Origin of the sequence: Clostridium sp. CAG:43, from assembly GCF_000434655.1 — a bacterium.
Lineage (GTDB): Bacteria > Bacillota > Clostridia > Lachnospirales > Lachnospiraceae > Otoolea > Otoolea fessa.
Window position 1 is genome coordinate 16,400 of the sequence record NZ_FR895112.1, and the last position, 12,670, is coordinate 29,069.

Below are 12,670 nucleotides of genomic sequence, written 5' to 3' on the forward strand. Positions count from 1 at the left end.
GAAAACCTCTGTTATCAACAATCACAATTCAAGTATAGCAGAGGTTTCTTCCGGTGACAACGAAATTTTTCAGAAATGGAGGACATTATGGAGGAAACCAGAACAGAATTACAGATGATTAAAATGTCGGAAATACAGTCGCAAGAGGTAGCGTGGCTGTGGTATCCGTTTATCCCCTATGGGAAGCTGACGATTGTGCAGGGCGATCCGGGGGACGGTAAGACAACGCTTGTACTGAATATAGCGGCGAAGCTGTCAAAGGGCGAGGGCATAGACGGTGAGATGAAACTGACGGAGCCGCTAGCGGTGATTTATCAGAGTGCGGAGGACGGGCTGGCCGATACGGTGAAACCCCGGCTGGAAGCGGCAGGAGCAAACTGTGAAAATATTTCTGTCATAGACGAGAGCATAAAATCACTTTCCATGATAGATGAACGGCTGGAAGAAGCAGTCATAAGGACAAAGGCGAAGCTGCTGATTTTAGATCCGATACAGGCATATCTTGGCGGTGGTATGGATATGAATCGGGCAAATGAAGCAAGGGATATGACAAAGAAGCTGGCGGCTCTGGCGGAGAAATATCAATGTGCCATTGTACTTGTAGGGCACATGAACAAAGCGGCTGGAAATAAGGCGGCATACCGGGGCATGGGTTCCATTGATTTCTTTGCGGTAGCAAGGAGCGTCCTGCTAGTCGGCAGAGTGGAGGGCGAAGCGAATATAAGGGCGGTAGTCCAGATAAAAAACAATCTGGCGGCGTTTGGACACCCGAAAGCCTTTGAGTTGTCGGAGGACGGTTTTCACTGGCTCGGAGATTATGAGATTACCGCTGATGAAGTGCTGGGTGGTATCGCTCCGAAAGCGAATAAGCTGGAACAGGCGAAGCGTTTGCTCCGGGAGGTAGCGGAAACAAACAATGCCATGCAGAGCAATGAGATTTTCAATCTAGCGGAGGAACAGGGTATATCCAGACGGACGCTTGAAAATGCGAAAAAGGAATTGGGTATCAGAGCAAGGCGGATAAACAATTCGTGGTATTGGGAACTGGATAAAATCAAGCCGGAATAAGGCAACAGCGCAACAATGCAGAGTATATAGGATTTGCGGGCTTGATATCTGCAAGGTTGCAAAAGATATAGACTTTGCATTGTTGCGGTCTTGAACTTGAATGGGGTGGGAAGCGGCGATATAAAGCGGCTGGAAGCCGCCCGCCCGTAGGACGGAAAAGCCCTCAGGACGGAAAAGCCCTCGGCAGAGCGCAAAGGCAGCTTTTGATAGAGCGGAGCCTGTCAAAAGTGCTTTTGCGTTACTTTCGGCGAAAGTAACAAAGCCTATGCGCCGTATCCGGCGCTGATTACCCGGACAGGGAGAAAGGACATTGATTGAAGCGAACAATCAGCTTTATGACAGGGAAAGGTTCTGTCAACCATAACAGCAGAAAATTCCATGCAAAGAATACGGATCCGGAGCGAAGTTGTCTGAATGTGGAATACTGCAACGAAAATGTTAAGGACGTATATCACGAATTATTTGATGAAGCACTCGCCCAGTACAATGAGAAGCAGACCAGAAGTGACCGTCGGATTGACGATTACTATGAGAAAATCCGTTTCGGTAAGCAGGAGAAGCCATTCCATGAGATTATTCTGCAAATCGGAGATAAGGACAACATGGGAGCAAAGACGGAGAATGGACAGCTTGCGGCAAAGGTTCTTGATAAATATATGCAGGACTTCCAGCGACGAAATCCTACGTTGAGAGTATTCAGCGCCTATCTTCATATGGACGAAGCAACGCCCCACTTGCATATAGATTTTGTACCGTATACAACAGGAAGTAAGCGGGGGCTTGATACAAGAGTATCACTAAAACAAGCGTTATCTGCACTGGGATTTAAAGGTGGTACGAGGAGGGAAACGGAATTAAATCAGTGGGTAGCTTATGAAAAAAAGCATCTTGCCGCTGTTATGCTGGAACATGGGATTGAGTGGGAGAAGAAAGGCACACATGAGAAGCATTTGTCCGTTCTGGATTTTGAGAAAAAGGAGCGGGCAAAGGAAGTCGCAGAACTGGAGCAATCTATTTCTGACGGAAAAGAGCGATTATCGGATATTCAAATTCAGCAGAAGAAAGCGGAACAGGAAACTGAGCAGATACGACAGGAGGGCGAAGCAATTCGGCGGGAAGTATCGGAACTTTCAGAAACAAGCGATTTGCTGAAAGAGCAGGCGGCAACGCTGGCGGAGGATAAGGAAAAGCTGTTATCTGACAATGAGAAATTAGAGAAGCAACAGAAGAAATTACAACAGGAGATTGAGAAAATGGTTCAGTCTAAGGCGGTCATGGAACGGAACATATACGCTTATGACGAGGACGAGAAGTGGCAGTTGCCGGAGCCGGCTGCGTTGATGTCTGCAAAGGCTTATAAGGATAAAAAGGCTTTGCCGCTTGTGGAGAAACTGAAAGAAACGATAAAAGCACTGACGGTTAAATGTGTCCAGCTTGCGGAACAGGGGAAGAAACTGAAAGAAAAAGTTACCCGGCAGGAACAGCAGATCAGCCGCCTGACAGATAAGGTCATGGAGCAGAGCGACACTATAGACCGATTGCAGGAAAAAGCAGTAGATTTGGGGCGTTTAGAGCGTTATTTCAGCAGAGAACAGGTACAGTCGATAGTAGAGCGGTCTAAGGCTCTGGAACGGGCCGAAAAGGTAAATAAGCACCCGAAACGTGCATTTGAAATGAGCAGATAGGGGGATTGATACAGTGACAGATATGGAGAAAAAAGTCATGGTTCGGCTGTGTGCGAGAATCCTTTCGGAAACAGATTTGTATGATACAGATATGGAAGTTCGCAATCTGATTGACTGGATATGTGTGTCGGAGCAGATAAAATCAAACAATAATGAGATACGCAGTCTGACCGGGGAATATAAACGGATAAAGCCGGATTGTCGGGAGGGAGTGAAGGCGCAGTTGGAGCGGATGAAATCACTCTGTAAAGAACGTGACAGCTTGTATGAGAAGCAGAATGATTTGAGAGGACAGAAACAGAAAATAGAGAGAGCGTTGGAACGGTAGGAACTTGGGGCATGGCGGTGGCTGTGTCCTTTATTTCTTGTGACAAATTATGTGATGATGTGTTATACTTAGAACAATAAATCGGTGCTTGTACAGGAGGATATTGTGTCGTATAATATAGCAAAAATATTTGATTTACTATTCGATAAAAATAATAATGTCGCATATAGGGCATTACAGGAATTGATAAAAGAAAGTGAAGAAACGGATTGTGTTTATTCTTATATGGATAGGTTGAGTGATATGCTTGATAACGATAATTCTTATATTCGCACAAGAGGGCTTACACTACTTGCCTATAATGCAAAATGGGATAAAGATTATAAGATTGATGAAATTATTGATAGATATTTAAAACACATAACAGATGTTAAGCCCATTACAGCAAGACAATGTATCAAGTTGCTGCCGATTATTGCAAAATATAAGCCGGAATTAAAGGATGATATTCTTTCAGCACTTCATAAGGCAGATATATCTGGTTATGACAATAGTATGCAACCATTGGTTTATAAGGATATTCAAAAAGCATTGAAAGAAATACAAAAATTATAAAAACACAAATACATATTTGTCGGACAATATGGTTGCGAAGCAATGTTACGCTTTAGAGCATTTGGAACGCTTATTTTATGAGGGTTTAAGAGTGCAAAAATGGCATGGGTGATATTTTGCACCTATATCGCTCAAATCCAGCTTTTACTGCGTAACGGGAATAATTAGCGGTTATCTGCATAAAATTTTAATGGGACGTTCTATTGACTTTCCTCTTTGCGCTTGCTAGAATGTAAGTACAAAGAAAGTCTACCACTGACCGATATGTGGTATATAAATGGTCGGGTTGAAAGTTTACCGCTGACCGATATGCGGTATATAAATGGTTGGGTTGAAAGTATAGTCCTTCGCCACAAGGCGAGGGACTTTTCCGTAATGAGGACAGGCAAATGAAGAAAACAGGCTTTTATATTATCAAGGATAAATTTTTTGAAGATATGCCAGACCCGTATCTCAAAGGTAATAAGGCTGGAAATAGACCGCATTATTACTGTTTTGAAGATACAAGTACCGGGATATACTGGATGATACCATTGTCTAGCCGCATTGACAAATACAGACGGATTATGGAGAAAAAAGAAAAAGCCGGGAAACCTTGCGACATTCTCCATATCGTCAAACTGGACGACAGCCGGGAGAGTGCATTTCTGATACAAGATATGTTTCCGATAACAGAAGAATACATAGAACGGGAATATACAATCGCCGGAAATCATCTGATGCTGACGAGTGAGCATACCGCCAGAGAGATTGAGCAGAAAGCGAGAAAAGTTATGGGGATGTTGAAGCGTGGCATCAAGTTTACTCCAACGCAGCCGGATGTTATGGCAATATTAGAGAAACTGAGGGAGTGCAGATAGCTTTCCCTGTTGGTGTAATAATTACATGGCGCTAGCGCCATGTAGATAGAGAAGAAACAGAAAATTGAGAGAGCGTTGGAATTATAGAAGTTCGGGGCATAGCAGTTGCTGTGCCCTTTATTTCTTGTAGAAAAATCGCTGATAGTATGGTAAAATCAAGGAACAGAGATAAAAACACAACGTAAGGGATAATATCTCTTATAGAGCCGGTAGGTAGTCCGGCCACACCACTTTGGTGTAAGTAGCCCTCCCTCCTTAGGGTCGTCCGTTCTTTGTTCAGTACAATTATTTAAGGAGGAATTGTCATGGACAAAGTATCGGGTAGATTGATAGTATTTTTTGAGGAACCATTCTGGATAGGCGTTTTTGAACGCATATCGGAGGGAAAGTTATCTGTATGCAAGGTTACGTTTGGAGTGGAGCCGAAAGATTATGAGATATATGAGTTTGTTCTGAAAAACTACTATCGACTGAAATTTAGTCCGGCTGTGGCAACTGATGTAAAAGAAGCTGGTCGCAATCCGAAACGGGTACAGAGAGAAGTGCGAAAACAGGTACAGAATACCGGGATAGGCACGAAGTCGCAACAGGCTTTGAAATTACAGCAGGAGCAGTTGAAAACTGAACGTAAGACTGTGAGCCGGGAAAAACGGGAAGTAGAGAAACAGCGGCAGTTTGAACTGAAACAGCAGAAAAGGAAAGAGAAGCATAGGGGTAGGTAATGCCTGCCCCGGCTTTTTGTTAAAATACACATTGTTACTCTTTAGTGAGTTTAGAATATTCATTTTACAGAAGTTGTCGATTGTAAAAGTGATACTGGTAATGATTTAATAGAATGCAGTTTATGTTGTGTAACGGAAGCAATGATATATTTCTTTAGCGGATATAAATACGTGGTGCTAGCACAATATTGGATTGTAGATAAAAGAGGCTGATGATGACAAAAGATGAATTTGATGCATTATTGATGTGCTGCAGGAATGATGAGGATATTCTCGATTTTGCACGAAAGTTTATAATTCATGGAATCCCCTATGTTTTTAATGGTCGTGAAGATGAATTTTTTGAATTTAGAAATAGAATTGGAAAACATTTTTCCATTGACTATTATCAAGTATATATTGTAGGTTCAGGAAAATTGGGATTTAGTTATTTAAAAGGAAGAGAATTTAATTATGATTCTGATATAGATGTAGCGATTGTTAGCGAGGAACTGTACGATAGATATTTGAAATATATTCGGAAATTTCAGTATGATTTAGAACGTTCTAGAGAAAGATTAGTAGAACGGGAGTATAAGAATTATATTAAATTTTTGAAGTATATGGCAAAAGGCTGGATGAGACCGGATTTATTACCAATCAAAATTGAAGGAATTGATTTAAAAACAAACTGGTTTGATTTTTTTAATACAATTTCATATGATAAAAGTGAAGTTGGAAATTATAAAGTGAGCGCAGGTGTTTATAAAAGCTATAATTATTTAGAATATTATGCGATAAATAGTTTGAAAGAATACATACAAATATTAAAGGTAGAAAAGGAGACCGGAAATGAGTAAACAGATCACAACTTCCCCTAGTAATAGAAAAATATCAGCTTTATATAAAGATATAAAAAGAGAGAATCTTATTTTGCAACCCGATTTTCAAAGAAGATTCGTGTGGAATAATAAGCATAAAGAAAAATTTATTGACACAATATTGGAAGGGTATCCCGTACCAGAAATATATGTTGCACAAAGAGGGATAGATATAGAAACTATTGAATCAGAAGAAGTTGTGGTTGATGGACAACAAAGATTACATACAATTGTTGAGTATATAGATGAACCAGAGGAATCAACGGTCTTTGGGAATATTGTAAAAAAGTATAGAAATCTTAGCAAAGATGAAAAAGAAGACTTTCTTAACTATACCTTATTGATTCGAGATTTAGGAGATATCTCTCCTGAAAATATAAAGGAGGTCTTTAAAAGAATAAACTCGACGCAATATGCACTGAATTCAATTGAATTACATAATGCGATATATGACGGAGAGTTTATTGCAACAGCGAAAGAAATTTTAGAAGAAGTAGATGTTACTAAATTACCGTTTTTTAGTGATTCTAAAATAAGTAGAATGGATGATTTATTATTCATTTTGCTTATTATGTCGACTGTTCAAGAGGGAGGGTATTTTGTTGGAGACAAATATATTGAAAAATATGTTGCTACGTATAATGAGAATTATCCAGATAAAAACAATGTAAAGAAGAAGATAGTTGATGTATTCTCTTTCATAAATGAATTATCTTTGTTGAACGATTCGTTGTGGATGAGAAAATCCTGTTATTTTACAATGTTTATTGAGATTTTTAAAGAATTTGAAAAAATAGCGAAGAAAAGAAAAATATTAAGAGAGTATTTACAAGAAGTGGAGAGTAAAGTAGAAGCAAATAAAAGCAGTAATGCTGATACTAATCAATATGCAAAATTTTATTCATATATTTATACCGGAACAAATAGTAGAAAAGCGCGGGTGGAAAGAGGCAATTTTTTGAGGAAAGAAATAATAGAACCAGTTATGGAAAATTGAATTTTAGATGGCTCTATTTTGGCTCTAAAAATTTGGACTGGCACAAATACGAGAGCATTTTTTGAAGAATATGGATAATAAATCCTTTAAAAAGCAGAGAAAAGCAGCCAGTTCAAATTATCCGCCGAGGAGTTTGAATAAAAAAATTGAGCTCGGAAATCCAGTGTTTATGCGGGTTTGCAGCACTTTTAAAAGTCTTTTGATAACAATTTGATAACGGTTGCATGAGAGCCATTATTCTTGTAATCCAGTGGTTTTAGGGTTAGAGAATGATTGACAGGTGGTTGTGCAACAAATAAATCCATATTTATCTAAAAAGCCCTTAGCTGTGGGTATAAAACTCATAGCTAAGGGCTTTTGTCGTGCTTATTTATCTGGTTTGAGTTTGTCTTGGAACATTTCGACCGTAAATGGTAAACCACACATCTCTAGAACTACACCTCCAAGTTTGAGATAATGTTGGAAAAGTTGTACAATACACTTTTCCCATTTTTCACACTAGGAGGTCAATTATGAACACCAAACTTGCCACAGCACAGATCCGTGTAAAAAACTGGGCTGCTATTATTCAGGAGCGCAACGAATCTGGTCTGTCTGTCAAAGATTATTGTGCACAGCATCAGCTTTCATGAGACTCTTATTATTACTGGCTCCGCAAAGTGAAAGAGGCCCTGCTTGTAGAAAGCGGCTTTGTTGAAGTAACGCAGCCAAAGCAGTTCCCTGTGCAGAGGTCTGTAACAGCTGATCCAAATGAAATGTTAACGCTCAAATTCTTCTGTGGTTCCAGTAACCGGAAGATCAAAGGGCTGGTCTGGGAGGAAGACGGCTTCCTGCTTATTTATAAGCGGCTGGAGGCGGGAACTTTTCAATGGCCCCGATCGGAAGCGGAAGCCCGGAACATCACTTCGGAGCAGTATCATCTGCTCATGAGCGGATACTCCATAGATCCATCTATCCATAAGATCGATCCAAAACATCCAGTGTGACTTTTGTACAAAACAGAGAAGTTTTCTGTTTGATTCGAAAGCCTGTATGGGGATAAAAAGTTCTGTTTTTTATCCGCTTAACATGAATTGTGGACAGTCTTCTCTGCTACATGAAAAGTAAGCCGGATCCACCTGTTTTCAGGCAGCCTGGAAGGTATTCTCTACAGAAAGAACTGCTTTTGGAGCAGGAGTTTTCCACCGTCAAAATACCGAAAAGATATCGGTCTGATTTTTGTGTTTTTTCGCTTCTTCTGTTATACTGGATCCATAAAAGCGAAGGAGACTGATCGTCCGTATGGCACTTGCGTTATCAAAAGAACAGCTGGCAAAACTGAATAAAAAAGATATCCTGCAGCTCTTGCTTGAAAGCATGGAGCAGGAAAAAGAATTACGTAGCCAGCTGGCTGTTCTTACGGATGAGTTGAAACGGACAAACCAGCAGATGCAGGTGATCCTTGAAAAATGGAACCTTGCGCAGGCAACTCGCTTTGGACGTTCTTCTGAAAAAATGACATATGATACCGGAGCCTGCCAGCAGTTGGAACTAGCCATCATGTACGCGGAATGTTTCAATGAAGCAGAAGCATGTTTTTTACGGCAAATCTTGCTAATAACTCCAAGTTTCGCCTATAATAGGATTCAATATGAATAATAGAAAGAAGGGGGTTAAGCAATGCAGGCATATACATATATTTCTAAGGGAAAGTTTGAATTAGTGGAAAAACCAAAACCGGTGCTTATGCACGAACGGGATGCGATTGTAAAGGTAACACTGGCCAGCATCTGTTCCAGTGATCTGCATATCAAACACGGAAGTGTGCCGCGGGCGGTCCCTGGAATTACAGTCGGTCATGAGATGGTAGGAATTGTGGAAGAAGTTGGGTCAGCGGTGACCCATGTGAAGCCGGGGGACAGAGTCACTGTAAACGTAGAGACCTTCTGCGGTGAATGCTTTTTCTGTAAAAATGGATATGTAAATAACTGTACGGACGAGAATGGCGGCTGGGCCCTGGGATGCCGTATCGATGGCGGGCAGGCCGAATATGTGCGGGTTCCATTTGCGGATCAGGGATTAAATAAGATTCCGGATGGAGTGACAGACCGGCAGGCACTGTTTGTGGGAGATGTGCTGGCGACCGGTTATTGGGCGTCGAGAATCTCTGAGATCACGGAGAAAGATACAGTTCTGATCATCGGTGCCGATCCGACGGGTATCTGTACCCTTCTCTGCGTAATGTTAAAGAAACCGAAACGAATTATTGTCTGCGAGAAAGATGAAAACCGCGTCCGCTTTATAAAGGAGCACTATCCAGATGTATACACCGTTTTACCGGAGGAATGTCTGGAATATGTTCAGAAAAACAGTGATCACGGCGGAGCCGATGTAGTCCTTGAGGTGGCAGGAGCCCCCTCTACTTTCCGGTTAGCCTGGGAATGTGCAAGGCCTAATGCAATCGTCACAGTGGTAGCGCTCTATGACGAAGCCCAGACGCTGCCGCTTCCGGATATGTATGGCAAGAATCTTACCTTTAAAACCGGCGGTGTAGATGGATGCGACTGTGAGGAGACGCTTCGCCTCATTGCAGAGGGCAAGATCGATACGGAACCGCTTATTACCCATACCTATCCGCTTAGCCGGATCGAAGATGCATACGAGCTTTTTGAGAACAAGAAAGATGGAGTGATTAAGGTAGCGGTGGAGTGCTAGTTGGATAAAGAAAGGTAGGAGATACATGCAGAACATCAGATGGGCAGTTCTTGGAACCGGAGTGATTGCAAATGAAATGGCCGTGGCCTTAAAGAAAAACGGGCGAAACATCGATGCGGTGGGCAACAGAACCCATGAGAAAGCGGTTGCATTTGCAGAAAAATATGGGATAAAAAAGGTATATGATAATTATAATGACATGTTTACAGACCCGGATATTGATGTAATCTATATCACAACTCCCCATAATACCCATATTGATTTTATGCGCAGGGCAATTGAGAATGGAAAGCACATTCTGGTCGAAAAATCTATCACCTTAAACAGCCGGGAACTGGATGAGGCAATTGCTCTGGCGGATAAAAAGGGCGTCGTCATAGGTGAGGCCATGACGATTTATCATATGCCGATCTATAAAAAGCTTAAAGAGATTCTTGAGTCAGGGAAACTTGGAAAGGTGAATCTGATCACTATGAATTTTGGAAGCTTCAAAGAATATGATATGAACAACCGCTTTTTTAATAAAAACCTGGCAGGAGGTGCCATGCTGGATATCGGGGTGTACGCGCTTTCCTTTATTCGGTGGTTTATGGATTCCAAGCCGGATCAGCTTTTATCCCAGGTAAAACCGGCACCTACAGGAGTGGATGAACAAGCAGGATTGCTGCTGATGAATCAGGAAGGCCAGATGGCATCTGTCATGTTGTCGCTGCATTCCAAGCAGCCGAAAAGAGGCATGGTATCCTGTGAAAAGGGATATATAGAAATCATGGAATATCCGAGAGGCTGGGAAGCGAGAATCACCTATACAGATTCCGGAGAAACGGAAGTGATTCAGACCGGTGAGCATGCAGATGCGCTGGCCTATGAGCTGGCGGATATGGAGAAAGCCATCCGTGGGGATGCAGAATGCATGCATTTGGATTATACAAAAGATGTGATGGATATGATGACGGAATTCAGAAAAGAATGGGGATTTCAGTATCCGGAGGAGATGTAAATTATGGTACGAAAACACATCTTTTTTTCAGGTGATGTCCAGGGCGTCGGCTTCCGCTACCGCTCCTTTTATATCGCCCAGTCCCTTGGCCTGACCGGCTGGGTGGAGAACCTGTGGGACGGAAGAGTGGAGATGGAAGTGCAGGGAAGCGAAGCTTCCATTCGGGAAATGTTAGCTCGGATTCAGCAGCAGAGATGGATCAACGTGACGAATATGGAGATCACAGAGATTCCTTGTGAAGAAGAACGTGGATTTAAAATAAAATAGAGATAAAAACGAGGGGGATGTTACTATGTTTATCAATTTTTCCAATCATCCAAGCAGACTTTGGGCAGAGGAAGAGAGAAATGCGGCTCTTCAGTATGGAACGATTGAGGATCTGGCCTTTCCGCAGGTTCCGGAAGGCGCAGTCTAATTACTGGCTAAGCCAGTGGTCATGATTTGCATTACCAGAGCCAATTCCATTTTTTGGTGTATAAAAATACAGGAAAATGACAAAAAACATGTAAATTTTTAGTTGGCTTTTTAGCATTCTATGGTAGACTAATATGGTATATTAAAAAATGGGAAGGAGACTCAAAAATGAGCCAAAAAGAAGAAAAAGGGCTAAAGTCCTTTAACAAGGGATTCCAAGTGCCAGATACCTACATTATCATCTTTTTAGTAGTTGTTATCGCAGCACTTCTGACATTTCTTGTACCAAAGGGATTTTACGAAACACAGGATATTTCATATATGATCAATGGTGTTGAGAAAACCCGTACAGTAATCAAGGACGGAAGTTTCCAGTATCTGACAGATGATGCAGGAAATGTAGTAACAGAAGGAGTAGCACTCTTTAGTGGAGATGGTGGAACAGGATTCTTCAACTATATGTATAACGGAATCGTAAGCAGTTCTGCAATCGAGATTATCGCATTTCTTATGGTAGTAGGCGGTGCATTCGGTATCATGATCCGTACAGGAGCGATTGAATCCGGATTGATTGGATTGATCCGTAAGGCAAAGGGAGCAGAAAAACTGCTGATTCCGATACTTTTCGTATTGTTTTCTCTTGGTGGAGCAGTTTTTGGAATGGGAGAAGAAGCACTTCCGTTTACTATGATTCTTTGTCCGTTGTTTGTAGCAGTTGGATACGATTCAGTTATTGCAGTTCTTGTTACTTATGTTGCAACACAGATTGGTTTCGGTTCATCATGGATGAATCCATTCTCTGTAGGTATTGCACAGGGAATTGCAGGTATTGACGTATTCTCCGGAGCAGGATTCCGTATGGTAATGTGGGTCGTATTTACAGCACTCGGCTGTGGAATGACTATGTTCTATGCATCAAAGATTAAAAAGAATCCGACAATCTCAATCGCATATAAGACGGATTCATATTTCCGTGAGCAGAATGAAACAACAGGAATTGACGAAGGACATTCATTTGGTCTTGGACACATTTTAGTTCTTCTGACACTGGCTGCTACAGTAGTATGGGTAGTTTGGGGAGTTATGACTCAAGGATACTACATGCCAGAGATTGCTACTCAGTTCTTCATTATGGGAATTGTTTCCGGTGTGATTGGAGTTATCTTTAAACTGAACGATATGAAACTGAATGATATCGCAACATCATTTAAAGATGGAGCAAAAGACCTGATAGGTGCTGCACTTGTTGTTGCTATGGCACAGGGTATCATGCAGGTTCTTGGTGGATCTGATCCGACAACGCCTACAGTTATTAATACAATTATGTATAATATTTCAAATGCATTGTCTGGAGTTTCCGGAGCAGTTGCAGCAGTACTTATGTATCTGTTCCAGTCCGTATTCAACTTCTTCGTTGTATCCGGAACCGGACAGGCTGCGATCACAATGCCAATCATGGCTCCACTGTCAGACCTGTTAGGTGTTTC

15 protein-coding genes are annotated in these 12,670 nt (G+C 41.6%); all 15 read left to right on the forward strand.

The features are described from left to right. The first annotated feature begins 87 nt into the window (after positions 1–87). The gene (locus QVO97_RS11000) at positions 88–1,068 is read left to right on the forward strand and encodes an AAA family ATPase (RefSeq protein WP_022360372.1); all 981 of its coding nucleotides are present in this window, start codon (positions 88–90) and stop codon (positions 1,066–1,068) included. Between the two features lie 335 nt (positions 1,069–1,403). Continuing rightward, positions 1,404–2,753: a plasmid recombination protein gene (locus tag QVO97_RS11005; RefSeq protein WP_022360373.1), complete on the forward strand. Its 1,350-nt coding sequence runs from the start codon at positions 1,404–1,406 to the stop codon at positions 2,751–2,753. Positions 2,754–2,790: 37 nt separating this feature from the next. After that, positions 2,791–3,081 carry a hypothetical protein gene (locus tag QVO97_RS11010; protein ID WP_369678420.1) on the forward strand — a complete coding sequence of 97 codons (291 nt, stop codon included), beginning with the start codon at positions 2,791–2,793 and terminating at the stop codon, positions 3,079–3,081. A gap of 105 nt (positions 3,082–3,186) precedes the next feature. Continuing rightward, positions 3,187–3,636, forward strand: a complete 450-nt coding sequence (locus QVO97_RS11015) for a hypothetical protein (RefSeq protein WP_022360375.1) — start codon at positions 3,187–3,189, stop codon at positions 3,634–3,636. A 389-nt stretch (positions 3,637–4,025) separates the two neighbouring features. Continuing rightward, positions 4,026–4,496, forward strand: a complete 471-nt coding sequence (gene cptIN / locus QVO97_RS12825) for a type III toxin-antitoxin system CptIN family toxin (protein WP_022360376.1) — start codon at positions 4,026–4,028, stop codon at positions 4,494–4,496. Positions 4,497–4,801: 305 nt separating this feature from the next. After that, positions 4,802–5,218 (forward strand): YjdF family protein, encoded by a 417-nt coding sequence (locus tag QVO97_RS11025; RefSeq protein ID WP_022360377.1) that lies wholly within the window; start codon positions 4,802–4,804, stop codon positions 5,216–5,218. A gap of 215 nt (positions 5,219–5,433) precedes the next feature. Beyond that, positions 5,434–6,057 carry a hypothetical protein gene (locus QVO97_RS11030; RefSeq protein WP_022360378.1) on the forward strand — a complete coding sequence of 208 codons (624 nt, stop codon included), beginning with the start codon at positions 5,434–5,436 and terminating at the stop codon, positions 6,055–6,057. Beyond that, complete coding sequence (locus tag QVO97_RS11035; protein ID WP_022360379.1) at positions 6,050–7,075, forward strand: DUF262 domain-containing protein; 1,026 nt, start codon at positions 6,050–6,052, stop codon at positions 7,073–7,075. Before QVO97_RS11030 ends, QVO97_RS11035 begins: the two co-directional genes overlap by 8 nt. A 659-nt stretch (positions 7,076–7,734) precedes the next feature. Continuing rightward, positions 7,735–8,061, forward strand: coding sequence for an IS66 family insertion sequence element accessory protein TnpB (tnpB, locus tag QVO97_RS11040; RefSeq protein ID WP_288189694.1), 327 nt, complete (start codon positions 7,735–7,737; stop codon positions 8,059–8,061). A 295-nt stretch (positions 8,062–8,356) separates the two neighbouring features. Further along, positions 8,357–8,713: a hypothetical protein gene (locus tag QVO97_RS11045; protein ID WP_022360381.1), complete on the forward strand. Its 357-nt coding sequence runs from the start codon at positions 8,357–8,359 to the stop codon at positions 8,711–8,713. A gap of 21 nt (positions 8,714–8,734) precedes the next feature. After that, positions 8,735–9,769 (forward strand): alcohol dehydrogenase, encoded by a 1,035-nt coding sequence (locus tag QVO97_RS11050; protein WP_022360382.1) that lies wholly within the window; start codon positions 8,735–8,737, stop codon positions 9,767–9,769. 25 nt (positions 9,770–9,794) lie between these two features. Then, a complete protein-coding gene (locus tag QVO97_RS11055; protein WP_022360383.1) occupies positions 9,795–10,769 on the forward strand; it encodes a Gfo/Idh/MocA family protein in 975 nt (324 codons plus the stop codon). 3 nt (positions 10,770–10,772) lie between these two features. Further along, on the forward strand, positions 10,773–11,036 hold the full coding sequence (locus QVO97_RS11060; RefSeq protein WP_022360384.1) for an acylphosphatase: 264 nt from the start codon (positions 10,773–10,775) through the stop codon (positions 11,034–11,036). A gap of 25 nt (positions 11,037–11,061) precedes the next feature. Continuing rightward, positions 11,062–11,184, forward strand: coding sequence for a hypothetical protein (locus QVO97_RS11065; protein WP_022360385.1), 123 nt, complete (start codon positions 11,062–11,064; stop codon positions 11,182–11,184). 167 nt (positions 11,185–11,351) lie between these two features. Next, a partial coding sequence (gene yfcC / locus QVO97_RS11070) for a putative basic amino acid antiporter YfcC (protein WP_288189699.1) occupies positions 11,352–12,670 on the forward strand: 1,319 nt, incomplete at its 3' end.

What these genes read in the sequence shown, in the direction of transcription:
- QVO97_RS11000 (WP_022360372.1), top strand. Translation starts at nt 88, where the DNA reads ATGGAGGAAACCAGAACAGAATTACAGATGATTAAAATGTCGGAAATA.
- QVO97_RS11005 (WP_022360373.1), top strand. Translation starts at nt 1,404, where the DNA reads ATGACAGGGAAAGGTTCTGTCAACCATAACAGCAGAAAATTCCATGCA.
- QVO97_RS11010 (WP_369678420.1), top strand. Translation starts at nt 2,791, where the DNA reads ATGGTTCGGCTGTGTGCGAGAATCCTTTCGGAAACAGATTTGTATGAT.
- cptIN (WP_022360376.1), top strand. Translation starts at nt 4,026, where the DNA reads ATGAAGAAAACAGGCTTTTATATTATCAAGGATAAATTTTTTGAAGAT.
- QVO97_RS11025 (WP_022360377.1), top strand. Translation starts at nt 4,802, where the DNA reads ATGGACAAAGTATCGGGTAGATTGATAGTATTTTTTGAGGAACCATTC.
- QVO97_RS11030 (WP_022360378.1), top strand. Translation starts at nt 5,434, where the DNA reads ATGACAAAAGATGAATTTGATGCATTATTGATGTGCTGCAGGAATGAT.
- QVO97_RS11035 (WP_022360379.1), top strand. Translation starts at nt 6,050, where the DNA reads ATGAGTAAACAGATCACAACTTCCCCTAGTAATAGAAAAATATCAGCT.
- QVO97_RS11045 (WP_022360381.1), top strand. Translation starts at nt 8,357, where the DNA reads ATGGCACTTGCGTTATCAAAAGAACAGCTGGCAAAACTGAATAAAAAA.
- QVO97_RS11050 (WP_022360382.1), top strand. Translation starts at nt 8,735, where the DNA reads ATGCAGGCATATACATATATTTCTAAGGGAAAGTTTGAATTAGTGGAA.
- QVO97_RS11055 (WP_022360383.1), top strand. Translation starts at nt 9,795, where the DNA reads ATGCAGAACATCAGATGGGCAGTTCTTGGAACCGGAGTGATTGCAAAT.
- QVO97_RS11060 (WP_022360384.1), top strand. Translation starts at nt 10,773, where the DNA reads ATGGTACGAAAACACATCTTTTTTTCAGGTGATGTCCAGGGCGTCGGC.
- QVO97_RS11065 (WP_022360385.1), top strand. Translation starts at nt 11,062, where the DNA reads ATGTTTATCAATTTTTCCAATCATCCAAGCAGACTTTGGGCAGAGGAA.